Origin of the sequence: Pseudomonas danubii (genome assembly GCF_042980055.1) — a bacterium.
In the GTDB taxonomy this organism is placed as follows: Bacteria; Pseudomonadota; Gammaproteobacteria; order Pseudomonadales; family Pseudomonadaceae; genus Aquipseudomonas; species Aquipseudomonas danubii.
Genome location: NZ_CP116502.1, coordinates 885,948 through 908,993, shown reverse-complemented (window position 1 = coordinate 908,993; position 23,046 = coordinate 885,948). Strand labels below are relative to the sequence as shown.

22 protein-coding genes and 1 other RNA gene are annotated in these 23,046 nt (G+C 62.5%); 11 read left to right on the top strand and 12 right to left on the bottom strand.

Going from position 1 to position 23,046, the window contains the following annotated elements:
* Nucleotides 1-181: 181 nt before the first annotated feature.
* A complete protein-coding gene (locus PFZ56_RS04320) occupies nucleotides 182-631 on the bottom strand; it encodes an EVE domain-containing protein (protein ID WP_170001741.1) in 450 nt (149 codons plus the stop codon).
* Between the two features lie 47 nt (nucleotides 632-678).
* Between PFZ56_RS04320 and PFZ56_RS04315 the strand changes: the two genes are divergently transcribed.
* The gene (locus tag PFZ56_RS04315) at nucleotides 679-975 is read left to right on the top strand and encodes a hypothetical protein (RefSeq protein WP_102862188.1); all 297 of its coding nucleotides are present in this window, start codon (nucleotides 679-681) and stop codon (nucleotides 973-975) included.
* Between the two features lie 33 nt (nucleotides 976-1,008).
* Here PFZ56_RS04315 and PFZ56_RS04310 read toward each other — a convergent pair whose 3' ends face one another.
* The 4 genes from PFZ56_RS04310 to PFZ56_RS04295 all read right to left on the bottom strand — a co-directional run bounded on the left by PFZ56_RS04310 (nucleotide 1,009) and on the right by PFZ56_RS04295 (nucleotide 2,435).
* Nucleotides 1,009-1,614, bottom strand: a complete 606-nt coding sequence (locus PFZ56_RS04310) for a 5-formyltetrahydrofolate cyclo-ligase (protein WP_110652934.1) — start codon at nucleotides 1,612-1,614, stop codon at nucleotides 1,009-1,011.
* Between the two features lie 89 nt (nucleotides 1,615-1,703).
* Nucleotides 1,704-1,882, bottom strand: a non-coding RNA gene (gene ssrS, locus PFZ56_RS04305) — 6S RNA.
* Nucleotides 1,883-1,905: 23 nt separating this feature from the next.
* Entirely contained in the window at nucleotides 1,906-2,229 is a 324-nt protein-coding gene (locus PFZ56_RS04300) for a cell division protein ZapA (protein ID WP_016962902.1), read from the bottom strand.
* Nucleotides 2,226-2,435: a TIGR02449 family protein gene (locus PFZ56_RS04295; RefSeq protein ID WP_011064144.1), complete on the bottom strand. Its 210-nt coding sequence runs from the start codon at nucleotides 2,433-2,435 to the stop codon at nucleotides 2,226-2,228. The genes PFZ56_RS04300 and PFZ56_RS04295 overlap by 4 nt, the downstream gene beginning before the upstream one ends.
* A 234-nt stretch (nucleotides 2,436-2,669) precedes the next feature.
* On the opposite strand from PFZ56_RS04295, the gene PFZ56_RS04290 reads away from it, so the two are divergent.
* The 9 genes from PFZ56_RS04290 (at nucleotide 2,670) to gcvH (ending at nucleotide 12,028) form a co-directional block, all read left to right on the top strand.
* On the top strand, nucleotides 2,670-3,227 hold the full coding sequence (locus PFZ56_RS04290) for a YecA family protein (protein ID WP_102862186.1): 558 nt from the start codon (nucleotides 2,670-2,672) through the stop codon (nucleotides 3,225-3,227).
* Between the two features lie 23 nt (nucleotides 3,228-3,250).
* The gene (gene pepP, locus PFZ56_RS04285) at nucleotides 3,251-4,585 is read left to right on the top strand and encodes a Xaa-Pro aminopeptidase (RefSeq protein ID WP_170001743.1); all 1,335 of its coding nucleotides are present in this window, start codon (nucleotides 3,251-3,253) and stop codon (nucleotides 4,583-4,585) included.
* Nucleotides 4,582-5,769, top strand: coding sequence for a 2-octaprenyl-6-methoxyphenyl hydroxylase (ubiH, locus tag PFZ56_RS04280; protein WP_102862184.1), 1,188 nt, complete (start codon nucleotides 4,582-4,584; stop codon nucleotides 5,767-5,769). The genes pepP and ubiH overlap by 4 nt, the downstream gene beginning before the upstream one ends.
* Nucleotides 5,762-6,247 (top strand): DUF4442 domain-containing protein, encoded by a 486-nt coding sequence (locus tag PFZ56_RS04275; protein WP_170001745.1) that lies wholly within the window; start codon nucleotides 5,762-5,764, stop codon nucleotides 6,245-6,247. Before ubiH ends, PFZ56_RS04275 begins: the two co-directional genes overlap by 8 nt.
* A 9-nt stretch (nucleotides 6,248-6,256) precedes the next feature.
* Nucleotides 6,257-7,474, top strand: coding sequence for a 2-octaprenyl-3-methyl-6-methoxy-1,4-benzoquinol hydroxylase (locus PFZ56_RS04270; protein ID WP_170001849.1), 1,218 nt, complete (start codon nucleotides 6,257-6,259; stop codon nucleotides 7,472-7,474).
* A gap of 137 nt (nucleotides 7,475-7,611) precedes the next feature.
* Entirely contained in the window at nucleotides 7,612-8,613 is a 1,002-nt protein-coding gene (locus PFZ56_RS04265) for an extracellular solute-binding protein (RefSeq protein ID WP_102862181.1), read from the top strand.
* Between the two features lie 125 nt (nucleotides 8,614-8,738).
* Nucleotides 8,739-10,355, top strand: coding sequence for an iron ABC transporter permease (locus tag PFZ56_RS04260; RefSeq protein ID WP_102881231.1), 1,617 nt, complete (start codon nucleotides 8,739-8,741; stop codon nucleotides 10,353-10,355).
* Between the two features lie 154 nt (nucleotides 10,356-10,509).
* The gene (gcvT, locus tag PFZ56_RS04255) at nucleotides 10,510-11,592 is read left to right on the top strand and encodes a glycine cleavage system aminomethyltransferase GcvT (protein ID WP_102862179.1); all 1,083 of its coding nucleotides are present in this window, start codon (nucleotides 10,510-10,512) and stop codon (nucleotides 11,590-11,592) included.
* A 52-nt stretch (nucleotides 11,593-11,644) separates the two neighbouring features.
* On the top strand, nucleotides 11,645-12,028 hold the full coding sequence (gcvH, locus tag PFZ56_RS04250) for a glycine cleavage system protein GcvH (protein WP_102881230.1): 384 nt from the start codon (nucleotides 11,645-11,647) through the stop codon (nucleotides 12,026-12,028).
* Nucleotides 12,029-12,089: 61 nt separating this feature from the next.
* Here the strand turns inward: gcvH and PFZ56_RS04245 are convergent, their stop codons facing one another.
* Entirely contained in the window at nucleotides 12,090-13,229 is a 1,140-nt protein-coding gene (locus tag PFZ56_RS04245) for a DegT/DnrJ/EryC1/StrS aminotransferase family protein (protein WP_170001747.1), read from the bottom strand.
* Nucleotides 13,230-13,420: 191 nt separating this feature from the next.
* Between PFZ56_RS04245 and gcvP the strand changes: the two genes are divergently transcribed.
* Nucleotides 13,421-16,294: an aminomethyl-transferring glycine dehydrogenase gene (gene gcvP / locus PFZ56_RS04240; RefSeq protein ID WP_170001749.1), complete on the top strand. Its 2,874-nt coding sequence runs from the start codon at nucleotides 13,421-13,423 to the stop codon at nucleotides 16,292-16,294.
* Nucleotides 16,295-16,301: 7 nt separating this feature from the next.
* Here gcvP and PFZ56_RS04235 read toward each other — a convergent pair whose 3' ends face one another.
* The 6 genes from PFZ56_RS04235 to PFZ56_RS04210 form a co-directional block, all read right to left on the bottom strand.
* Nucleotides 16,302-17,234, bottom strand: a complete 933-nt coding sequence (locus PFZ56_RS04235; protein ID WP_170001751.1) for a fumarylacetoacetate hydrolase — start codon at nucleotides 17,232-17,234, stop codon at nucleotides 16,302-16,304.
* Nucleotides 17,235-17,240: 6 nt separating this feature from the next.
* Complete coding sequence (locus PFZ56_RS04230) at nucleotides 17,241-18,518, bottom strand: MFS transporter (protein WP_102881226.1); 1,278 nt, start codon at nucleotides 18,516-18,518, stop codon at nucleotides 17,241-17,243.
* A gap of 110 nt (nucleotides 18,519-18,628) precedes the next feature.
* Nucleotides 18,629-19,678: a type III polyketide synthase gene (locus PFZ56_RS04225; protein ID WP_102862173.1), complete on the bottom strand. Its 1,050-nt coding sequence runs from the start codon at nucleotides 19,676-19,678 to the stop codon at nucleotides 18,629-18,631.
* A 208-nt stretch (nucleotides 19,679-19,886) separates the two neighbouring features.
* Nucleotides 19,887-20,327, bottom strand: coding sequence for a Zn-ribbon domain-containing OB-fold protein (locus tag PFZ56_RS04220; RefSeq protein ID WP_102862172.1), 441 nt, complete (start codon nucleotides 20,325-20,327; stop codon nucleotides 19,887-19,889).
* Nucleotides 20,328-20,339: 12 nt separating this feature from the next.
* Nucleotides 20,340-21,536 carry a thiolase family protein gene (locus tag PFZ56_RS04215; protein WP_016966051.1) on the bottom strand — a complete coding sequence of 399 codons (1,197 nt, stop codon included), beginning with the start codon at nucleotides 21,534-21,536 and terminating at the stop codon, nucleotides 20,340-20,342.
* Nucleotides 21,537-21,565: 29 nt separating this feature from the next.
* Entirely contained in the window at nucleotides 21,566-22,654 is a 1,089-nt protein-coding gene (locus tag PFZ56_RS04210; RefSeq protein ID WP_222933639.1) for a hydroxymethylglutaryl-CoA synthase, read from the bottom strand.
* Between the last annotated feature and the right edge of the window lie 392 nt (nucleotides 22,655-23,046).

The following is a 23,046-nucleotide window of genomic DNA, read 5'->3' as shown; positions in this document are numbered from 1 at the left end:
TTCTGCGTCCTGCGGCTATAGCGTCCTAGTCTGACGTATCAAGGCTTTTACCCGCTTGATGCTCGTCAAATGAAAGGGCCAAGCCTAAACCTATTGTTCGCAGGCTGCATGGCGATCGGGGCAAAAAACTGGCGCCAGTGCCGTTGCGCTTGCCAGGCCACGGCACACCGGGGCGGGTTGCTCAACGTAGAGAGAGCGCAGCCGCCCATTGCTCTGCGGTCACTGGCATGACTGACAGGCGACTGCCTTTTTGCACCAGGGGCATTTCAGCGAGGGCAGTCTGCTGCTTGAGATAGTCCAGGCGCAGGACCTTGCTGAAGGTTTCCACGTGGGCTACGTCGATTGCGCTCCAGGCATTTTTCTCGGCGCTGGACTTGGGGTCGAAGTAGACGCTGTCCGGTTCCAGGGCGGTGGGGTCCGGGTAGGCCGCCTTGATGATTTGGCCGATGCCGGCGATGCCAGGCTCCGGACAACTGGAGTGGTAGAAGAAGAATTCATCGCCGACGGCCATGGCGCGCAGGAAGTTGCGTGCCTGGTAGTTGCGCACACCGTCCCAACGGGCCTTTCCAAGCTTGTTCAGGTCCTGGATCGAGAGTTCGTCTGGCTCGGATTTCATCAGCCAATAGGCCATGTTTCTTACCCTCCAAAGGGTGGTTGGGCAGGTTGTCGGAGGATTTTATGACAAACCGACAGTCGGTTGACGCCAGCATTTGCGTGTCGGTTCACGTTATCGCAGAATGCCGGGATTTTAAGCTTGACGCTGCTGCACGGCCTGTTATGGAAACCGTTGCTGTCATCGTGTGTGACTTGCCCGAGGGGGGGCAATCGATGAAACGCCAACCGGATTTACTATGGATTTTGGTTATTTTGTTCGGTTTGGGCGTTGTGACCACCGGTTATGCGCAGAGCTTATGGGCCAACAAGACCGATGCCCCGATCGAGATTGCCCAACAGCCGCAACCCTTCAAGCGTTGAATCCGTCCCGGCGTCGCTGAGCCAGCGCGACGTCTATCGGGCGCAGTACCATCCCTGATCAGTCACGGTGCCCTGTAGCGGCACATCCCAGCTGGCCTGATCCAGTCTCGCGACCTTCTGACATTCATGGGCCAGCCCCAGCAGCTTCGGCTTGCGCCAGCTCTTGCGCCGCGCCAGGTAAGCCAGGCTGCGGTCGTAGAAGCCGCCGCCCATTCCCAGGCGTCCACCGTCTTCGTCAAATCCCACCAAGGGCAGGAGCACCAGATCCAGCGCCCAGACCTTGCGTTGGCGTGCGACGTTGATCCTGGGTTCGAGGATGCGAAAGCGGTTGGGGCGCAGTTTTTCTCCGGGCCGTACACGCTGGAAGACCATCTTGGTCCGTGGCCAGGCACTGAGCACAGGCAGGTAGGTGGCCTTGCCCCGGCGTTGCGCGGCACGTAGCAGCAGGCGCGGATCGATCTCTCCGTCAGTGGGCAGGTACAGGGACAGGTGTCGGGCTCGGCGAAACACTGGATTGTGCGCCAGCTGGCGGTACAGCCCGCTGGCGGCCTGGCGTTGCTGGGCAGGTGTCAGGGAGCGACGGGCTTTACGCAGCATGCGTCGAAGTTGCGGGCGGGAAAGCGGCGCAGGTTCGGTCATGGAGGAGGCTATGGAGAGTCGGACATGGCAGAACAGCCTACCCGGAAAAACCAATGCCAGCATGGATAACTGGCATTGGCTGAGAATTCAGGCTCCCCAGGCGAACCGCTGTCGACTTAGCCCTTGAACCCGAAAGTTCAAGGCGGAAGATGCAGCAGGCTTTAAGGCTTTCCGTCTAGCGGACATGCACACCAGCCCAACGTGCAACTTCCAGGGTAGTGCGAATCGGCTCAGGGACATCGCCAACTGGCAAGCACCCCAGGGAGTGGCGGGAGTATACCGCAACCGCTGTCAGGAATCAGCCTTGCTTGCGTCCGAATCGGTGGCCAGGACCAGGTCGACGCGCTCCAGAAGATCGCGCACTTGTTCGCGAGTGGTGGCGCTGGCCTGCACATCCGGACGCTCCTGGCGGTGCAGCAGATCGTGGGTGATGTTCAGCGCGGCCATGACCGCGATGCGATCGGCACCGATGACTTTCCCGCTGCTACGGATCTCGCGCATCTTGCCGTCCAGGTAACGGGCTGCGCTCACCAGATTGCTGCGCTCTTCCTGGGGGCAGATGATCGAATACTCTTTGTCGAGGATCTGCACGGTAACGCTATTGCTTGAACTCATGAGTCTTGCTCCAGGGCCTTGAGGCGCGAAATCATCGATTCGACCTTACGCCGGGCGATTTCGTTTTTTTCAATGAGGTGCGCGCGTTCCTCGCGCCAGGTCTTTTCCTGAGCTAATAAGAGTGCGTTTTGACTCTTTAGTTGCTCGACCCGGGTAATAAGCAGTTCGAGTCTGGCCATCAGTGCGTGCAGGTCGGTGTCTTCCATTGTGTCCCACTGAAGTTGGTCTGATGAGTGGCAACTGGCTGGGCAGCGCCTGGACGGCCCGATCAGTCCTGGCGCATCGGGTGCTGTCGGTCGGCAATCTGTCCGTCGCCCCAGGCCCCGCGGACCGCTGTAACGGGGCGCAAGGCGCAACGCGGCGCTGGCAATGAATGATGACACGCCCTACGATACAAGGCCTTCATTCTAGACATTGCGCCGCTTGGCGCCTAGCTGCCCATGCCCATTCAGAATTCCCCGTACAACGCCTTCGCCACCCTGCTCAGCAGCAGCGGTCATCCTGTTTCTCCTGCCGAATTGCACGGCCTGTTGCTGGGCCGTAGCTGCGCTGGCGCCGGCTTCGAGGTCGACGGCTGGCTGGTGGACGCTTCCGAGCTGCTCGAAGGCGAGCCACAAGAAAATGTGCGCAACGCCCTGATCGGCCTGCAGGAAATGGTCAAGGGCGAGCTCACCAGCGACGACATGACCGTGGTCCTGCTGCTGCCCAGCGACGACGCGCCATTGACCGAACGTGCCGCGGCCCTGGGCCAGTGGTGCCAGGGTTTCCTCGCCGGTTTCGGCCTCAACTCCCGTGACAGCAGCGCCCTGAGCGTCGAGGCCACGGAAGTGTTGCAGGACCTTGCAGCCATCGCTCAGGTACAGGATGCGCTGGAAGAGTCCGACGACGGTGAAAGCGACTACATGGAAGTGATGGAGTACCTGCGGGTCGCGCCATTGCTGCTGTTCACCGAAACCAACAAGACCGTTGCACCGGCTGCCAAGCCTTCTCTGCACTGACTGACAGGGAACTGCATCTGCCCATGATTCATATCCCTAGAGCGGAATACAGCCGTCGCCGCAAGGCGCTCATGGCGCAGATGGAGCCCAACAGCATCGCGATCCTGCCGGCGGCGGCCGTGGCCATTCGCAACCGCGATGTGGAGCACGTCTACCGCCAGGACAGCGATTTCCAATACCTCAGCGGTTTTCCCGAGCCCCAGGCCGTGATCGTGCTGATGCCCGGTCGCGAGCATGGCGAGTACGTGCTGTTCTGCCGTGAGCGCAATGCCGAGCGGGAGCTGTGGGATGGCCTGCGGGCTGGCCAGGAAGGCGCGATCCGTGACTACGGTGCGGACGATGCGTTTCCCATCACTGATATCGACGACATTCTCCCGGGGCTGATCGAAGGTCGTGACCGGGTCTATTCGGCTATGGGCAGCAACCCCGAGTTCGATCGCCACCTGATGGACTGGATCAACGTGATCCGCTCTAAAGCGCACCTTGGCGCCCAGCCGCCGAACGAATTCGTTGCCCTGGATCATTTGCTGCACGACATGCGCCTGTATAAATCGGCGGCGGAAGTGAAGGTGATGCGCGAAGCCGCACGGATTTCCGTCCAGGCCCATATTCGTGCGATGCAGGCCAGTCGCCCCGGATTGCACGAGTTCAGTCTGGAAGCCGAGCTGGACTACGAGTTCCGCAAGGGCGGGGCGAAGATGCCGGCTTATGGTTCCATCGTCGCGTCCGGGCGCAACAGCTGCATCCTGCACTACCAACAGAATGACGCCCTGCTCAAGGACGGTGATCTGGTGTTGATCGACGCCGGTTGTGAAATCGACTGCTATGCCAGTGATATCACCCGGACCTGGCCGGTCAACGGTAAGTTCTCGCCCGAGCAGAAGGCGATCTACGAACTGGTGCTGGCGGCCCAGGAAGCGGCGTTTGCCGAGATCGCCCCGAACAAGCACTGGAACCAGGCCCATGAGGCAACGGTCCGGGTGATCACCGCCGGTCTGGTGAAGTTGGGTCTGTTGGAAGGCGCAGTCGACGAGCTGATTGCCAGTGAGGCTTACAAGACGTTTTACATGCACCGCGCCGGGCACTGGCTGGGCATGGATGTACACGATGTCGGCGAGTACAAGGTCGGCGGCGAGTGGCGGGTGTTGGAGGTCGGCATGGCGCTGACCGTGGAGCCGGGCGTCTACATCTCCCCGGACAACCAGCAAGTGGCGAAGAAGTGGCGCGGCATTGGCGTGCGCATCGAGGACGACGTGGTAGTGACCAAGCAGGGCTGTGAAATTCTGACAAGCGGCGTGCCGAAAAGCGTCGCCGAGATCGAGGCGCTGATGGCAGCAGCCCGAGTTCAGGCCTCATGAGCCGGGTCAATCTGGCCATCATCGGTGGCGGCCTGGTCGGCGCAAGCCTGGCCCTGGCCCTGCAGGCCGGAGCCAAGGCCCGGGGCTGGAAGATCGTGCTGATCGAACCCTTCGCCCCCGGCGACAGCTTCCAGCCCAGCTACGATGCGCGTTCTTCGGCACTGTCCTTTGGCGCCCGACAGATCTACCAGCGCCTGGGCTTGTGGCAAGCGATCTCCCGGCGCGCCGAGCCGATCAAGCAGATTCATGTGTCCGACCGTGGGCGGTTTTCCACTGCGCGCCTGTCGGCCATGGAAGAAGGGGTTCCGGCCCTGGGTTATGTGGTGGAAAACGCCTGGCTCGGTCAATGCCTGTGGCAAGGACTGGACAAGGACGTGATCAGCTGGCGCTGTCCGGCGGAGGTCACTCGCCTGGAGCCTCTGGAAGGCGGTTATCGCCTGACCCTGAATGACGAAACCACACTGGAATGCGACCTCGCGGTGCTCGCCGACGGTGGCCGCTCCGGCCTGCGCGAACAATTGGGTATCGGGGTCAAGAATCGCCCCTATAACCAGAGCGCGCTGATTGCCAACATCACCCCCAGCGAAGCCCACAACGGCATGGCCTTCGAGCGCTTCACCGATGACGGGCCGATGGCGTTGCTGCCATTGCCGGAAAATCGCTGCGCGCTGATCTGGACCCGCCAGGGCATGGACGCTCAGCGTCTGGCCGACCTGGATGACCGGAGTTTCCTCAGTGAGTTGCAGGGCGTGTTCGGTTACCGCCTGGGCACCTTGAAACAAGTGGGGGCGCGGCATTTGTATCCGCTGTCCCTGGTAGAAGCCGAAGAACAGGTGCGCTCCCATCTGGTGGTGCTGGGCAATGCCGCCCACAGCCTGCATCCGATTGCCGGACAGGGCTTCAACCTGTCGCTGCGTGATGCCCAGGCCCTGGCGGATGCCTTGCTGGCCAGCGAGCAGCTGCCGGGCGATTTTGCCGTGCTGCAGGCTTATCGCGAGCGCCAGCGCCTGGACCAGAGCCTGACCGTGGGTTTCTCCGATCAGGTCACGCGGCTGTTCGGCAGCAAGCTGCCGCTGCTGTCGGTGGGGCGCAATCTTGGCTTGCTCGGACTGGACCTGCTGCCCCCGGCCAAGCGCTGGTTCGCGCGCCAGGCCATGGGCCTGGGCACTCGTCCGGATGCGTGAGTGGTTGACTCGACGTGTCGGCAAGGCACGCTTGCTGCGCTGGGTGATGAACCTGTATCCGCCCTATCTGGGGGCAGGTGTGCGGATTCGCCAGATCAGCGCGGATTTCCGCGAAGTCCAGGTCTCCATGGGGCTGGGCTGGTACAACCGCAACTATGTCGGCACCCAGTTCGGTGGCAGCCTGTATTCGATGGTGGACCCGTTTTTCATGCTGATGCTGATGGAGAACCTGGGACGCGACTACATCGTCTGGGACAAGGCCGCGGCCATCGACTTCATCGCTCCGGGCAAGGGACCGGTGTTTGCTCGGTTCAGCATTGACCAGGCGCTGCTCGACGAAGTGTGCCAGCAGACCGCAACGGGCGAGAAGTACCTGCCGCAGTTGCAGGTAGAGATTCATGACGGCTCCGGCACCCTGGTGGCGCGGGTCGATAAAACCCTTTATGTGCGGCTCAAGCCGCAAGCGAGACAGGCCTAAAGCATGGAAATGCGCGCAGATGTGCTGATTGTCGGAGCCGGAATGGTCGGCAGTGCCTTGGCGTTGGCGTTGCAGGGCAGTGGCCTGGAAGTGCTGCTGCTCGATGGCGGCTCCCTGAGTGTCAAACCCTTCGACGCCGAGTCGCCATTCGAACCCCGGGTCAGTGCCTTGTCGGCCGCCAGCCAGCGGATTCTGCAGCGCCTTGGCGCCTGGGACGGTATTGCCGCACGGCGCAGCAGCCCCTACTGCGACATGCAGGTCTGGGACGGCAGCGGCACCGGGCAGATTCACTTCTCGGCCTCCAGCGTGCATGCCGAGGTGTTGGGGCATATCGTCGAGAACCGCGTGGTTCAGGATGCCTTGCTTGAGCGTTTGCACGAGTGCGACATCGGTTTGTTGGCCAATGCCCGCCTGGAGCAGATGCGCCGCTCCGGCGATGACTGGTTGCTGACCCTGGCGGACGGCCGGGTCCTGCGGGCGCCTTTGGTCATCGCCGCCGATGGCGCCAACTCGGCCGTGCGTCGCCTGGCCGGCTGTGCCACCCGGGAATGGGATTACCTGCATCACGCCATCGTCACCAGTGTGCGCAGCAGCCAGCCCCATCAATTGACCGCCTGGCAGCGATTCACCGACACCGGCCCGCTGGCGTTTCTGCCACTGGTACGGGACGGGCAGCACGACTGGTGCTCCATCGTCTGGTCCACCACGCCCACCGAGGCCGAGCGCTTGATGGCCCTGGATGACGCCGCGTTTTGCGCTGAGCTGGAGCGCGCCTTCGAAGGTCGCCTGGGCACAGTGCTCAGCGCCGACCCTCGGCTTTGCGTGCCGCTCCGCCAGCGCCACGCCAAGCGCTACGTGGCCGAAGGCCTGGCCCTGATCGGCGACGCCGCCCATACCATTCATCCGCTGGCGGGACAGGGGGTCAACCTGGGTTTCCTCGATGCCGCGGTGCTGGCCGAAGTGCTGCTGCAAGCGGCCAGCCGTGGCGAGCGCTTGGCCGAGGTCAAGGTACTGAGCCGTTTCGAGCGTCGGCGCATGCCCCACAACCTGGCGCTGATGGCGGCCATGGAAGGCTTCGAGCGGCTGTTCCAGGCCGATCCGTTGCCGCTGCGCTGGCTGCGCAACACTGGCCTGAAGATGGTCGACCAGATGCCCGAGGCCAAGGCGCTGTTCGTGCGTCAGGCACTGGGCCTGAGCGGCGATCTACCGGAGCTGGCCCAAGCGTAGGCGCCGGCTGGCCGGCGAAGCTTCCTGGCGGACGACCCTACGCAACATCTGGTAACGCCTCGACGCCAGGTTCGGTTGAGAAGGCAAATGGGAGTCCTTATCATTTCGCCTCATTTTATAATCGAGAGACTGCTCCCATGTTGGCACCGAAGCGTCTACTGACCGCCCTGGCACTCACTTTCATCGGCACCGCCGCCCATGCTGCCGATGAAGTCGTGGTCTACTCCTCGCGTATCGATGAGCTGATCAAGCCGGTGTTCGATGCCTACACCCAGAAGACCGGGGTGAAGATCAAGTTCATCACCGACAAGGAAGCGCCGCTGATGCAGCGGATCAAGGCCGAGGGCGAAAACGCCACCGCCGACCTGCTGCTCACCGTGGACGCCGGCAACCTCTGGCAGGCCGAGCAGATGGGCATCCTGCAACCGTTCACCTCCAAGGTCATCGACAGCAACATCCCTCTGCAATACCGCTCTTCCAACCACGCCTGGACCGGCCTGAGCCTGCGGGCGCGGACCCTGGCCTACTCCACCGAGCGGGTCAAACCTTCCGAACTGACCACCTATGAAGCCCTGGCCGACAAGCAGTGGGAAGGCCGTCTGTGCCTGCGTAGCGCGAAGAAGGTCTACAACCAGTCGCTGACTGCCACCCTGATCGAGACCCACGGCGCGGCGAAGACCGAAGAGATCATCAAGGGCTGGGTCAACAACCTGTCCACCGATGTGTTCTCCGATGACATCGCGGTGCTGGATGCGATCAACGCCGGCCAATGCGACGTTGGCATCGTCAACACCTACTATTACGGCCGCCTGCACAAGCAGAAGCCCGACCTGGCGGTAAAACTGTTCTGGCCGAACCAGGGCGATCGCGGGGTGCACGTCAACCTGTCGGGTATTGGCCTGACCAAGTACGCGCCGCATCCGGAGGCGGCCAAGGCGCTGGTGGAGTGGATGACCACGCCTGAAGCGCAGAAGATCTTTGCCGACGTCAACCAGGAGTTCCCGGCCAACCCGGCGGTGGCGCCTTCTGCGGAAGTGGCCAGTTGGGGCAAGTTCGTGGCCGATACCCTGCCGGTTGAGATCGCCGGCAAGCGCCAGGCCGAGGCCATTCGCTTGATGGACCGCGCTGGCTGGAACTGAGACTGCCGTTATACTGCGCCCCGCTTCTGCGGGGCGTTTTGTTTAACGGCCTGCCATAGGAGCGGGCTTGCCCGCGATGGCGCCGCCGCTTCCCCTTGTACGTTCCACCTGCCCGAGAGTTCTTTGTGGCCCATCCTGCCCAACGTCGCTGGTATCCCCTGGTCTTCGCCGTAGCGGCCCTGGTCCTGTTGCCGCTGAGTGTGCTGCTGCTGTCCTGGCAGGCCGTCGACCAGCAGATCTGGTCCCACCTGTGGGACACGCAGATGCCGCGTCTGTTGAGCAACACCCTGACCCTGGTGTTCGGGGTCGGCGTTGGCGTCACGCTGCTGGGGGTGAGCCTGGCCTGGCTCACCAGCCTCTGCGAGTTTCCCGGGCGGCGCTGGCTGGATTGGGCGCTGATGCTGCCCTTCGCGATCCCGGCCTATGTACTGGCCTTTGTCTTCGTCGGCCTGCTGGATTTTTCCGGACCGGTGCAAAGTCTGCTGCGGGAATGGTTCGGCACAGGCTTGCGGCTACCGAGAGTGCGCTCCACCGGCGGCGTGATCCTGGTGCTGGTGCTGGTGTTCTATCCCTACGTCTACCTGTTGGCACGCAACGCCTTCCTGGCCCAGGGCAAAGGGTTGATGGAGGCCGCTCGGGTGCTTGGGCAGTCGCCCTGGCAGGCTTTTTGGCGCGTGGCGCTGCCTATGGCGCGGCCGGCCATAGGCGCTGGGGTCGCCCTGGCACTGATGGAGACCCTGGCGGATTTCGGCGCGGTGTCGGTGTTCAACTTCGACACCTTCACTACCGCTATCTACAAGACCTGGTACGGGTTTTTCAGTCTATCCAGTGCCGCGCAACTGGCCAGCCTGTTGCTACTGGCGGTGATGCTGGTGCTGTACGGCGAGCGGCGGGCCCGCGGCGCCAGTCGCACCGGCAACGAGCGGCCCCGGGGCAAGGCGCTGTACCACCTGTCTGGGCTCAAGGCCATGGCGGCTACGGGCTGGTGCCTGCTGGTATTTGCCTGTGCCTTCGTGATCCCGCTGCTGCAATTGCTGGTGTGGTTCTGGCAGCGCGGGCGCTTCGACCTGGATGAGCGCTATGCCGGGCTGATTGTCCACACCCTGTACCTGGGAGGCATGGCGGCGCTGATCACCGTCAGCGTGGCTTTGCTGTTGGCATTCGCCCGACGCTTGGCGCCGACCCGAGGCATCCGCGCCGGGGTTAGCCTGGCCAATCTCGGTTACGCCTTGCCCGGTTCGGTGCTGGCGGTATCGATCATGCTGGCCTTCAGCTATCTGGACCGGGAACTGGTGATTCCGTTGTCCGGCTGGTTGGGCGGGGCCGGCAAGCCACTGTTGCTGGGTAGCCTGTCCGCCTTGTTGCTGGCCTACCTGGTGCGTTTTATCGCGGTGGCCTACGGACCGCTGGAAAACAGCCTGGAGCGGATTCGCCCGTCGCTGCCCGAAGCCGCGCGCAGCCTGGGGGTGGGTGGGCCGCGACTGTTTTTCAAAGTGTATCTACCGCTGTTGCTGCCCGGGACCCTGAGCGCGGCCTTGCTGGTGTTCGTCGATGTGCTCAAGGAAATGCCCGCCACCTTGCTGATGCGCCCGTTCGGCTGGGACACGCTGGCGGTGCGGATCTTCGAGATGACCAGCGAAGGGGAGTGGGCGCGAGCTTCGTTGCCGGCGCTGACCCTGGTGCTGGTGGGGCTGCTGCCGGTGATTGGCCTGATTCGTCGCTCGGCCCATCGAATCGGTTAGGTGCCAGCCTTCCACCTTGCGGCTACAATGCGCGGCATTCGGTGCGGCCTGTTGTTTGGCCGGGACGCTGAAATCGGCTGCAAGCCATCTATTTCAAGGCTTTCACCCTAGCAGCGCCAGTCCGCACCCTCGCCACGCCCGGAAGGAGAAACCCATGGGACAGCGTACGCCTCTGTATGACCTGCATCTCGCCCTCGGCGCGAAAATGGTCGATTTTGGCGGTTGGGATATGCCTTTGCATTACGGCTCGCAGGTCGAGGAGCACCATCAGGTGCGACGTGATTGCGGTGTGTTCGATGTATCGCACATGACCGTGATCGATGTCAGCGGCGCCCAGGCCAAGGCCTGGCTCCAGCACTTGCTGGCCAATGATGTCGAACGTTTGCAGCACCCTGGCCAGGCCTTGTACAGCACCATGCTCAATGAGCGCGGCGGCATCGTCGACGACATGATCGTCTACCGCCTCGAGGACGCTTATCGCCTCGCGCTCAACGCCGCCACCCGGGACCAGGACCTGGCCTGGATGCAGGCGCAGTTGGGTGAGTTCCAGGTGCAACTGCGCGAGCGACCGGAGCTGGCCATGCTGGCGATCCAGGGACCTCAGGCCCGGCACAAGATCGCCGAGCTGGTGACCCAGTCCCGTGGCGCCCTGATTCAACAGCTCAAGCCTTTCGAAGCCGGCACCGACGGTGACTGGTTCATCGCCCGCACCGGTTACACCGGTGAGGATGGACTGGAAATCGTCCTGCCCGCCGATCAGGCGCCGGCCTTTTTCAACGATCTGGTGGGAGCGGGGATCTCGCCCATCGGCCTGGGCGCCCGGGATACCCTGCGCCTGGAAGCCGGCATGAACCTCTACGGCCAGGATATTCACCAGGATGTTTCGCCCTTGGCGGCGAACATGGCCTGGAGCATTGCCTGGGAGCCGTCGTCACGCAAATTCATCGGTCGTACCGCTCTGGAGGCCGAGCGAGCGTCCGGGGTGAAGCAGAAACTGGTGGGGTTGGTACTGGAAGAGCGTGGGGTTTTGCGCGCGCATCAAGTGGTTCGCATCGCCGATGTTGGCGAAGGTGAGATCACCAGTGGTAGTTTCTCCCCTACGCTGAGTAAATCGATCGCACTGGCGCGGGTGCCGATGGCCACCGCTGACCGTGCCGAAGTGGAAATCCGCGGCAAGTGGTACCCGGTCCGGGTGGTCAAACCGACCTTCGTGCGCCACGGCAAGACCTTGATCTAACTATTTCCAGCCGGCATTGCGCCGCTGACACTTCTTTTTGAGGACACAGAACATGAGCGATATCCCTGCCCACCTGCGTTTTGCCGATAGTCACGAATGGGCCCGTCTGGAAGCTGACGGCAGTGTGACCGTGGGTATTAGCGACCACGCCCAGGAAGCCCTGGGTGATGTGGTATTCGTCGAGCTGACGGAAGTTGGCAACGTGTTTGGCGCAGGGGACCAGGCGGGTGTGGTGGAATCGGTCAAGGCCGCTTCCGACATCTATGCCCCGGTGGCCGGTGAAGTGATCGCCGTCAACGAAGAGCTGAGCGCCAGCCCCGAGCTGCTCAACAGCGACCCCTACGGCGCCTGGATCTTCAAGCTCAAGCCAAGCAACCCGGCCGATCTGGAGAAACTGCTGGACGCCGCCGGCTACAAGGCCGCCATCGGCGAGTAAGTCGCTCCTGCAAGCAGGCCCGCTCCCGTTGTGCAGGAGCGAGCTTGCTCGCGAAGGCCCTTTAAGCCTGCAACACCTCTTTCACCGCCGCCACCGCACGTTCCACGTCGGCCTTGCTCATGGCAGTGAACATCGGCAACGAGACGATCAGACGACCGACCCGTTCCGCCACCGGGAACATTCCCTCCTTGAAGCCGCGCTCGCGGTACAGGCTCAGCAAGTGAATCGGCGGATAGTGATAGCCGATGCCGATGCCCTGTTCCTGCATCTGCTCCATGAAGACGGCGCGAGCCGGCTTGCCGTCCTTGCGCTCCGGCAGTACCAGCTGGAACAGGTGCCAGTTGCTGTTGTTGAAGTCCGCCGGCGGTAGTTGGGCGCCATAGCGAGTTTCGAAGTCGCTGCCAAAGCACTCGAAGTAATGTCGGGCCAGCTCGCGGCGGTGGGCGGTGATTGCCTCGATATGGGCAAACTGCCCCAGGCCGATGGCAGCGGCGACGTCGGTCATGTTGAACTTGCCCCCCAGTACATCCACATCCAGACCGTCGAAGCCGTTGCGGGTGACCCCTTGCAGGCGGTACTTCTCGGCCAGGCGCACTTCTTCAGGGGTATTGAGTACCAGGCAGCCGCCCTCGGAGGAGGTGACGTTCTTGTTGGCCTGGAAGCTGAAGGACACGAAGTCGCCACCGGCGCCGATGCGTTGGCCATTCCAGCTGGAACCCAGGGCCTGGGCCGCGTCTTCCACCACCCGCAGGCCGTGTTTCTTGGCCAGGGCGTACAGGCGAGTCATGTCCACCGGCAAGCCGGCCAGGAACACCGGGATGATGGCTTTGGTGCGTGGCGTAATAGCAGCTTCCACCTGGGCCAGGTCGATGTTGCGGGTGACCGGATCAATGTCGGCGAACACCGGCGTGGCACCCACTTCGAGAATCACGTTGGCGGTGGCCACCCAGGAAATCGGCGTGGTGATGACTTCATCTCCAGGGCCGATGCCGGCGATGCGCAAGGCGATCTCCATGGTGCAGGTGCCTGAGTTGAAGGTACGCACGGTGCGTCCGCCGAAGAACTCCGAGAGCTGGGCTTCGAACGCCTGGACCTTGGGGCCGCTGGTGATCCAGCCCGAACGCAGCACTTCGCCGACGGCGGCGATGGTGGATTCATCGATGGTGGGTTTGGAGAACGGCAGGAAAGGCGGTTGGCTCATGACGATGGGGCACCCGATAAGCGGACGATGAGAGCAGGGGTTGCGGCGCACCGGGGCTGGCGCGCGGACGCCCTGCATGATGGTACCGATTGCCTCGGGATGCCAGCGCGTCGACGCGCAGAATCGGCTGCTATGCTGCTTGGCACCCTGTTGCATCGACGCTGAGCGCCGCTTATCGGAGAGAGCCTGCCATGTCCCCGTCGCCATCCCTGAGCCAGTTACGCGAGCCCAACGCATTTCTCCACCGGCACCTGGGGCCTGATGCCGAGGAGCAGCAGGCGATGCTTGCCAGCCTCGGGCTGGGGAGTCGGATCGAGCTTATCGAGCAGACGGTACCGCCGGGCATCCGCCTCAATCGCGCCCTGGACCTGCCACCGGCGCTGGATGAGCAGGCGGCCCTGGCCAAGCTCAAGGGGTATGCCGCGCAGAATCAGGTCTGGACCAGCCTGATCGGCATGGGTTACCACGGCACCCTGACGCCGACGGTGATCCTGCGCAACGTGTTGGAAAACCCCGGTTGGTACACCGCCTACACGCCCTACCAACCGGAAATCGCCCAGGGCCGACTCGAAGCCCTGCTGAATTTCCAGCAGATGACCATCGACCTCACCGGCCTCGATCTGGCCAACGCCTCCTTGCTGGACGAGGCCACCGCAGCGGCCGAAGCCATGGCCCTGGCCAAGCGCGTGGCCAAGTCCAGGAGCAATCTGTTTTTTGTCGATGAACACTGCCATCCCCAGACCATCTCCGTGGTGCGCACCCGGGCCGAGGGGTTCGGTTTCGAGGTGATGGTCGATGCTGTGGATAACTTGCCCGCGCATCAGGTGTTTGGCGCGCTGTTGCAGTATCCGGATACCCACGGCGAGATCCGCGACCTGCGGCCGTTGATCGATCAGTTGCATGCCCAGCAGGCCCTGGCCTGTGTGGCCACCGATCTGCTCAGCCTGTTGGTACTGACCCCGCCCGGCGAGCTGGGGGCCGATGTGGTCCTGGGCTCCTCCCAGCGCTTCGGCGTGCCCATGGGCTACGGCGGTCCTCATGCAGCGTTTTTCGCTTGTCGCGACGAGTACAAGCGGGCGATGCCCGGGCGCATCATCGGCGTGTCCAAGGATGCCCGCGGGCAGGTGGCCTTGCGCATGGCCCTGCAAACCCGCGAGCAGCATATCCGCCGCGAGAAGGCCAACTCCAACATCTGCACCGCCCAGGTATTGTTGGCCAACATCGCCAGCTTCTATGCGGTCTATCACGGTCCGGCTGGCCTCAAGCGCATTGCCCAGCGGGTGCATCGATTGACCTGCATCCTCGCTGCGGGCCTTGAGCGCCACGGCATAACGCGGGTCAACCGGCACTTTTTCGACACCCTGACCCTGGAGGTGGGTGGCAGCCAGACCGCGATCATCGAGAGCGCCAAGGCGCTGCAGATCAACCTGCGAATTCTCGGCCGTGGCCAGTTGGGCCTGAGCCTCGATGAGACCTGTGACGAAACCACCGTGGCCCGGCTGCTGGACGTGTTTCTCGGCGCGGACCATGGATTGGACGTCGCCGAACTGGATGCCGAGGTGCTGGCCTCGGGTCTTCCTGACAGCCTGCTGCGCCGCAGCCCCTACCTGACCCATCCGGTGTTCAGCGCCCATCACAGCGAAACCCAGATGCTGCGCTACCTCAAACAACTGGAGAACAAGGACCTGGCGCTCAACCAGTCGATGATCCCCTTGGGCTCCTGCACCATGAAGCTCAATGCCAGCAGCGAAATGATCCCCATCACCTGGCCGGAATTCGCCAACCTGCACCCCTTTGCCCCTCGGGAGCAGGCCGTCGGCTACACCTTGATGATCGAGGAACTGGAGCGTTGGTTGTGCGCCATCACCGGCTTCGATGCCATCTGCATGCAGCCCAACTCCGGTGCCCAGGGCGAATACGCTGGGTTGCTGGCCATTCGTCGTTACCACGAGAGCCGCCAGCAAGGCGGGCGGCACATTTGCCTGATACCGGCCTCGGCCCATGGCACCAACCCGGCCTCGGCACAAATGGCCGGGATGCAGGTGGTGATCGTCGAATGCGATGAGGCCGGTAACGTCGACCTGGAGGATCTGACGGCCAAGGCCCAGGCCGCCGGTGATCGGCTGTCCTGCCTGATGGCCACTTACCCCTCGACCCATGGCGTCTATGAAGAGGGCATCAGCCAGATCTGTGAAGTTATCCACAGCCACGGCGGCCAGGTATACATGGACGGCGCCAACCTCAATGCCCAGGTGGGCCTGACTCGGCCTGCGGACATCGGCGCCGATGTCTCGCACATGAACCTGCACAAGACGTTCTGCATTCCCCATGGCGGCGGTGGGCCGGGGATGGGGCCGATCGGCGTGCGAGCCCATCTGGCGCCCTTTGTCGCCAATCACCCGGTGGTGCCCATCGACGGGCCGCTTGCAGAGAATGGCGCGGTCAGCGCGGCGCCCTGGGGCAGCGCCAGTATCCTGCCCATCAGCTGGATGTACATCGCTCTGATGGGGCCGCAACTGGCGGATGCCAGCGAGGTGGCGATCCTCGCCGCCAACTACCTGGCCGCCCAGCTCAGCGGCGCCTTCCCGGTGCTCTATAGCGGGCGTAATGGCCGAGTGGCCCATGAATGCATCCTCGACCTGCGGCCGCTCAAGGCGCTGACCGGGATTACCGAGGAGGATGTGGCCAAGCGTCTGATGGATTACGGCTTTCATGCCCCGACCATGTCCTTCCCGGTGCCGGGCACGCTGATGGTGGAACCCACCGAAAGCGAGTCCAAGGCTGAGCTGGACCGCTTTGTCGAGGCCATGCTGAGCATTCGTGCCGAGATCGCCCAGGTCCAGGAGGGCAATTGGCCGGCCGAGGACAATCCGCTCAAGGGCGCGCCCCATACCCTGGCGGACATCACCGGGATCTGGGAGCGGCCCTACAGCATCGAGCAGGCGGTGCTGCCCAGTGGTCATGCCCGGGCCCACAAGTACTGGCCTGCGGTGAACCGGGTGGACAACGTCTACGGCGATCGCAACCTGTTCTGCGCCTGCGTCCCGGTGCAGGCCTACCGCTGAACTCGCCTCAGTAGGGGTGGCGTAGCCGCGTCGGACGACTGCCTTGGGTGTTGCGCCGGGATGGGTGAGTGTCCAGGGGATAGAGGTGCAGCAGCTCTTCTTCGATGACCTGGTTGCTCAGGCCCAGTTCCAGTTCCGGGCAGTCCAGGTCCAGCCAGTCGCCGTGTTGCAACTGCAGTTCGCTCTCGCGCCGGCAGGCACTGTGGAACACGTAGTGGACCATGCCCGGTTGCAGGAACTGCTCATGCTGTTCGAGGAAGGCCTGGGAGTATTTGCGGATCGCCCACCAGTTCTGCAGATCGAGACGATAGCTGAGGTAGGACAACTGCACGCCCTGGCGTTCAACCCGTACATTGAGTGACAGGCTGCTCTGCAGCTCGCCGAGGATCAGCGCCGGAGTGATGGCGCACTGGCGCAGGCGTGATTGTGCGCAGGAACTGGCGTCCTGGCGGCTGAGCAGCGGGTCATGGATGTCATGACCCAGGCTGAAGCCGACAAAGCGCAGTTGCTTGAAGTGGTCCACCAGATACACGCAGAACACGCCTGGCTGACTGCAAATGCTCAGGGCGTGATACGGGATCATCAGCGCCTCGCCGTCGGTCTTGAGCAGGCTGCCGTTGCCCTTGTAGAACCAGCCCTGGCGGGTGTTCGGGGTGTTCAGGCTGACCTCGCTGACCTGGGCCAGGAGGCTGTCGCTGGGTTTGAGTGGCGGACGCAGCGGCCCTTGCGGGTGTCCCTCGGAAGGCTGTTGCGGATGGGCTGGCAGGCTGCGCAGGTACTCGCTCCAATCCAGGTGCCGGCGGGCGCAGAAATGCAGGGTTTCGTATAACCCGCCGTGTTCGGACAGGGCATGCATGCTGCGACCATTGTGAAAGTCGAACAGCCCGATGGCGCGCTGTTCCTTGTGGCAGACATCCAGCAACAGCAGGTAATCGTCCATGATTCTCTAGTCCTTCAGGGGCAAGGGGGCGGGGAGGATGGGCAGCGGCTCGGGGGCTCGCGTCCGGCGAGGTTCGAGGGCACTTTCCTTGAGCAGAAATGACATCAGCAAGCCGATCAGGCTGCCGCTCAGGGCCACGTATAGGATCGACGGCAGGCCGAAATGGCTGGCGGCAAACCCGGCCACGGCCGGGGACAGCCCGCCCCCGAGAATTTCGCCGAAACCCACGACAATCCCGGTCGCCGTCGGTAGCAGGGCCGGGGCCACGGATTCACTGGTCAGCGGGCCGACCGTCATGCAGATCAGGCTGAAATTGAAAAACGACAGCAGGAACAACAGCAGAAACAGCAGCCAGGGAATCGCCGGGCTGACGATCAGCAGGCCCACCAGGGTGCTGCTGGTCATGAAACAGGCCGATACCACCGGTTTGCGTCCGAGGCGGTCGGACATTCCGGGAATGATCAATTGGCCGATGAAACCGCCCAGGCCGATGGCCGAGATGACAAAGGCCATGGACAGGGTTTCCAGGTGCAGGTGGTCGGTCAGGTAACTGGGCAGCATGGCGCAGAGCACGAACTGACAGGTGAGGATGCAGAACATGATCAGGATGTTCAGGCTGACGTTGCCGCTCTTGAACGCCGCCAGCCAGTTGCGCCCGGCGCTGCCGGGCAGGCCCGCGGTGGAGGGCGCCGGCAACGGCCGGTAGACCTTCCACAGGTAGCCGGCCAGTAGCAGGCCCGGCAGGGAAATGATGGCGAACACCGCCCGCCACGAGCCGGAAAGCTGCAGCAGGTAGGCGGCGATCAGTGGCCCCAGGCACAGGCCGAGAATCGGGAACAGCGCCTGCTGGATGCCCAGGTTCAGCCCGCGTCGGTCAGGGCGCGAGACTTCGTTGGTGACAATGATGCTGGTCGGGGTGAAGGCGCCTTCGCAGATGCCCATCAACCCGCGCAGGATCACCAGCCCCAGCACGCCGGTGGCCAGCGCGGAGAAGCCGGACAGCAGCGACAGCACGGCAATCGAGGCCACCAGCACGCGGCGGGTGCCCAGGCGTTCGATCACGCCGCCCATGCCCAGGGCGGACAGCCCCCAGGTGAAGGCCAGCGCGGCGGACAGGTAGCCCAGGTCCTGATAGTCCAGTTGCAGGTCGTGCATGATCACCGGAAACAGCGGCAGGATGATGAAGCGATCCAGCCCCACCAGCCCGAAACTCAGTGACAGCAACAGCACCATGGATCTTTCGTAACGGCTGTCGGCAGCCGTGGTTGGTATTCCAGCGTTCATCGCTCTGCTTCCTTGAAAACCATGAACCCGGCGCGGCGCGCCGTGAGGGTGCGGCCTGACGTTGCCTTACAGCCCGGCAACGTCAGGTCGGACAGACGCAGGTTTTCCCGTCAGGCGGTCCACTCACCGACGGCCATTTCCGCAGTGAAGCCTGGGCCGAAGGCTGCTAGCAGGCCGATATCGCCTCGATTCAGGTTGGAATCGAACTGCCGCTTGAGCACGTCGAACACCACCACGCTGGCGATGTTGCCGGCTTCCGAGAGGCTGCTGCGCGATTGCGAGACCCGGTTCGAGGCCAGGTCCAGGTGCATCACCAACTCGTCGAGGATCTTGCGTCCCCCGGTGTGGAAGATGAAGAAGTCGTTGTGCGCGCAGTTCTGTTCGAACGTCTCGTAGTTGAGCTTCTCCATCACCGGCGCCACGTCCTTGATGGAATTCATCACCGCCTTGTCCAGGGTGAAGTGGAAGCCGGTGTCCTTCACGTCATATTTGATGTAGTGCTCGCTCTTGGGCAGGAAGAACGACTCGGTCTTCTTGATCTTGAAACCGCCAGCCTGGTCGTCGGCGCGCAGCACGCAGGCCGACACCGCATCGCCGAACAGGGCCGCGGAGATGAAGGCATGCAACTTGGTGTCGTCTGGCTGATAGCACAGCGAAGAGAACTCCAGGGATACGATCAGCACATGGTTGCGAGCATCGAGCCGGGCGAAATCGTTGGCCCGGTTGATGGCCGCGGCACCGGCCACGCAGCCCAGCTGGGCGATGGGCAGTTGCACGGTGGAATTGGGCAGGCCGAGGTCGTTGATCAGGTGCGCGGTCAGCGACGGCATCATGAAACCGGTGCAGGAGGTGACGATCACCATGCGGATGTCGCTGATCTGCAACCCGGCATTCTCGATGGCCTGGCGCGCCGCCGCCGACGACATCTGCCGGGCTTCACGCTCATAGACGATGCTGCGGTGGGTGAAGCCGGTGTGTACCGCCAGTTCGTCGATCGGCAGCACCAGATGGCGCTCGTTGACTTCTGTGTTGGCGATCATGCGCTTGGCCAAGGCCATGCGCGGATGGTCGGCATGCAGGTTTTCCAGGTGATCAACCATCTGTTGCTGGGTGATCTTGTGTTGCGGAAACATGACGTGTGGGAGGCAAAGAGTAGACATGATGGGTCCTTGGCTCTAAGTAAGCCAATAAGTTAAGGGGTGGGGAAAGTCCCCGTTCATAGGCACAGGAATCTGTAGGCCCTAAAGGAAATCAGGACCTTAAGGCAACTTCGAGGCGCGAAGCGGCCGTTGATGTAACTTTTAAGTTGGATTTTATTTTAATGGCTAACTTCAAGGTGCCTTATATAAAGGCACCTTGAATAACAACTTATATATCCAGTACGAACTTATAAGCGTATTGCCAGGCCAAGTTGCTTTCGCGCACATGCTTGCGAATCACCATGCGCACTGGCGCGCCGACTTTCAGCTGCTGTGGATCGCAGACATCGACAATCTCCGAGGCAATCACCAGGCCGTCGTCCAGGCGCACCATGGCCATGACGCGCGGCACGGTTTCGCCATAACCCATGGCGGCCAGGACCGGGTTTTCGGCGTGGGCCATGACTTCGATCTTGCCCGTGCGCTTGCAGCGGTAAGGCTTCACGCTCAGGGAATTGCAGGCACCGCAGACGGTGCGCCTTGGGAAGAAGATCTCGTTGCACTCTTCGCACTGGCTGCCTTCGAGGCGGTACTTGCCGCCATGCTCGCGCCATTCGCGGAGCATGCTGGCGGTGGTCATTCTGTGGATCTGTTCTGGGTACATGGACATGGTCCGGGCTCCTTAGTCGTTCGAGAGGACAATCACTGAGTTGTGCGCCGCATAACCGCCAAGGTTCTGCGACACGCCGATGCGTGCGCCCTTGACCTGGTTGTCGGATTCGCCCCTCAGTTGCCGGAACAGCTCGGTGATGTGCAGGATGCCGTCGCAGCCCGAGGCGTGGCCGCGGCCGATGTTGCCGCCGTCGGTGTTCAGTGGCAGTTGGCCGTCCAGGGCGATGCCGCCTTCGAGTACGAAGTCGCCGGCCTGGCCCTTGCCGCAGATGCCCATGGATTCCATCTGGATCAGCCCGGCGCCGAGCAGGTCGTAGACCTGTGCCACGTCGATGTCCTTGGCGGTGATCCCGGCTTTCTTGTAGGCAATTTCCGCGCAGGCGATGGAGTTGGCCGAGACGGCCATGCCCACGTCCTTGGGCAGGCCCGGGTGATGCAGGGTCGGATTGTGGAAGCGCGTGCCGAAGTAGTGTGAGACCCCGGTGTAGGCACAGCCGCGCACGAACACCGGCTTGTCGGTGTACTTGTGGGCCAGGTGTTCAGCCACCAGGATGGCGCAGCCACTGGCTTCGCCCCAGGCCAGCATCGAACCGCAGGCTTCGCTGTTCTTCAGCGCTTCCAGGGTGGGAATCGGCTGGCCATAGCGGGTGGCGGTCGGGGTGTTGTGGGCATAGACGCGCATCTGCCGGCCAAATGTGGCCAGTACATCAGCCTCGCGACCGGCGTAGCCGAACTTCTGGAAGTACTCGGCGGTGGCCAGGGCGAAGGCGTCAGTGTGGGAGATGCCGAGGAAGTAATCGTATTCACATTCAGTGCTGGAGCCGATGTACTCGGCGTAGTTGAAGTGATCGGTCATCTTCTCGAAACCGCCGCACAGGACGATGTCGTATTCACCGGACGCGACCATCTGGTGACCCATCTGGAACGACACCGAGCTGCTGGTGCAGTTGGCGGTGCTCATGAAGGTCGGCGCCGGGCTGATGCCCAGGGCGTCGGAAATGGTCGGCCCCAGGCCACCATATTCGGAAATGCCTTCACCGTGATAACCATAGGCGACCCCCTGGATTTCCCGGGGGTGCATCTTGGCGTCCTTGAGGGCTTTATAGGCGGACTCGACGATCATTTCCTTGAACGTCTGCCGAACTCGTGAACTTCCGGGCTTCGGCGTATAGGCGGCCGAAACGATTGCAACACGACGTGCGCACATGTACATGCTCCTTGCGTAGACAGGCGTAATCAGAGGTAGGCGGTCAGGGCGTAGTCAGCCCGCAGGTACTTGAACTCGTACTTGATGGAGGTGCCGTAATCGACATAGGTCTTGGCTTCGAGCAGTTCGCGCAGGGGCTTGTTGTGCTTCTGGTACTGCTCGATGGCGTCGGTGACGGTCAGGGCAATGGCGTCACTGCCGGCCCCGAAACCATAGGACACCATGAGGATCTTCTGCCCCGGACGGGCCTGGTCCAGTACGTTGATCAGGCCGAGCAGCGGGCTGGCGGCGCCAGTGTCACCCACATCGCCGGCGTAGATCCCCGGTTCGATCTGCTTGGTGTTGAAGCCCAGGTGCTTGCCCAGGGAATAGGGCGTGGACACCAGGTTCTGCTGGAACACCACGTAGTCATAGTCGGCGGCGCTGGTACGCAGCTTGGCCATCAGGCCCTCGGCAGCGCGGCGGGTCTGATCTTCCAGGCCGATGCTGTTCTTGTCCGAGCCCAGGCCCATCCCGGAACGAATGTAGCGATCGCCCTGGGGGCGGATGTTGTCGGCGATATCGGCGGCGCAGGAAAAACTGCCGTCAAACTCGGCGATGACGTTCTGATTGCCGATCAGCAGGGCGGCGGCGCCGGCTCCAGCATAGGACTCGGTCAGGTCGCCCGGCGCGGTGTTGCGGTTGATGGTGTCGGCGCCGATGGCCAGGGCACTGCCGGTCATGCCGGAGGCCACCAGGGCCTGGCAGATCTGCAGGGCGGAGGTGCCGGACTTGCCGGCAAACTGCACGTCGGCGCAATAGGCGTCGTAACCGCTGCCGAGCATTTCCAGGATGATCGAAGCCGAGGCTCGCGAGTCGTAGGGGTTGGTGCAGGTGCCCAGGTACAGGGCTTCGAGCTCATGGCCGGGGACTTTATCCAGGGCCCGTTGCGCCGCCAGCACACCGAGGGTGATGACATCTTCATCGGGCTGCAGCACGGCTCTTTCAGTGACGCCGAGGTTTTCCTCGACCAGCTTGAGCTCGGTGTTTTTCCAGACGTTGATCACGTCCTGGACTTTGAGGCGGCATACCGGAATACCCGCGCCATAGCTGACAATGCCTACTTTTTTCACGTTCATTTTCCTCTTGATTCCATTCTTTTTGAGAAAACTGGGTCGTGCCTGCTCAGAAGCACCCTTGAAACATACGGAAAACAATTTTGCTGCCTGTCTCGTGGCGACACCGCATAAACCGGCGGCCTAGAGGAGGGGGACAGCAGACTCCGAATAGGGGAAAACCCACTCGAAAGCTGTTTTTCTTAACCTCTCTATGCTATGATACGGAACGTTTCGTTTAGTAATAATTTCAAACGATCTAGTCTCTTTTTGGGAAGCGGGCCGCAGCCTCGAATCCGAGGAACTCGCAGTTGCAGGGCCTGATTTACTCAACCCTAATGAGATACTTTAAAAACTAGATAGATCGGTACAAGAAGTTCATGATTCTTTCAAGAATGAAACGAAACGGACCGTTT

Bases quoted from the DNA above. Each gene is read 5' to 3' on its own strand.
- PFZ56_RS04320 (WP_170001741.1), bottom strand. From the start codon at position 631: ATGGCCTATTGGCTGATGAAATCCGAGCCAGACGAACTCTCGATCCAG.
- PFZ56_RS04315 (WP_102862188.1), top strand. From the start codon at position 679: ATGACAAACCGACAGTCGGTTGACGCCAGCATTTGCGTGTCGGTTCAC.
- PFZ56_RS04310 (WP_110652934.1), bottom strand. From the start codon at position 1,614: ATGACCGAACCTGCGCCGCTTTCCCGCCCGCAACTTCGACGCATGCTG.
- PFZ56_RS04300 (WP_016962902.1), bottom strand. From the start codon at position 2,229: ATGAGTTCAAGCAATAGCGTTACCGTGCAGATCCTCGACAAAGAGTAT.
- PFZ56_RS04295 (WP_011064144.1), bottom strand. From the start codon at position 2,435: ATGGAAGACACCGACCTGCACGCACTGATGGCCAGACTCGAACTGCTT.
- PFZ56_RS04290 (WP_102862186.1), top strand. From the start codon at position 2,670: ATGCCCATTCAGAATTCCCCGTACAACGCCTTCGCCACCCTGCTCAGC.
- pepP (WP_170001743.1), top strand. From the start codon at position 3,251: ATGATTCATATCCCTAGAGCGGAATACAGCCGTCGCCGCAAGGCGCTC.
- ubiH (WP_102862184.1), top strand. From the start codon at position 4,582: ATGAGCCGGGTCAATCTGGCCATCATCGGTGGCGGCCTGGTCGGCGCA.
- PFZ56_RS04275 (WP_170001745.1), top strand. From the start codon at position 5,762: ATGCGTGAGTGGTTGACTCGACGTGTCGGCAAGGCACGCTTGCTGCGC.
- PFZ56_RS04270 (WP_170001849.1), top strand. From the start codon at position 6,257: ATGCGCGCAGATGTGCTGATTGTCGGAGCCGGAATGGTCGGCAGTGCC.
- PFZ56_RS04265 (WP_102862181.1), top strand. From the start codon at position 7,612: ATGTTGGCACCGAAGCGTCTACTGACCGCCCTGGCACTCACTTTCATC.
- gcvT (WP_102862179.1), top strand. From the start codon at position 10,510: ATGGGACAGCGTACGCCTCTGTATGACCTGCATCTCGCCCTCGGCGCG.
- gcvH (WP_102881230.1), top strand. From the start codon at position 11,645: ATGAGCGATATCCCTGCCCACCTGCGTTTTGCCGATAGTCACGAATGG.
- PFZ56_RS04245 (WP_170001747.1), bottom strand. From the start codon at position 13,229: ATGAGCCAACCGCCTTTCCTGCCGTTCTCCAAACCCACCATCGATGAA.
- gcvP (WP_170001749.1), top strand. From the start codon at position 13,421: ATGTCCCCGTCGCCATCCCTGAGCCAGTTACGCGAGCCCAACGCATTT.
- PFZ56_RS04235 (WP_170001751.1), bottom strand. From the start codon at position 17,234: ATGGACGATTACCTGCTGTTGCTGGATGTCTGCCACAAGGAACAGCGC.
- PFZ56_RS04230 (WP_102881226.1), bottom strand. From the start codon at position 18,518: ATGAACGCTGGAATACCAACCACGGCTGCCGACAGCCGTTACGAAAGA.
- PFZ56_RS04225 (WP_102862173.1), bottom strand. From the start codon at position 19,678: ATGTCTACTCTTTGCCTCCCACACGTCATGTTTCCGCAACACAAGATC.
- PFZ56_RS04220 (WP_102862172.1), bottom strand. From the start codon at position 20,327: ATGTCCATGTACCCAGAACAGATCCACAGAATGACCACCGCCAGCATG.
- PFZ56_RS04215 (WP_016966051.1), bottom strand. From the start codon at position 21,536: ATGTGCGCACGTCGTGTTGCAATCGTTTCGGCCGCCTATACGCCGAAG.
- PFZ56_RS04210 (WP_222933639.1), bottom strand. From the start codon at position 22,654: ATGAACGTGAAAAAAGTAGGCATTGTCAGCTATGGCGCGGGTATTCCG.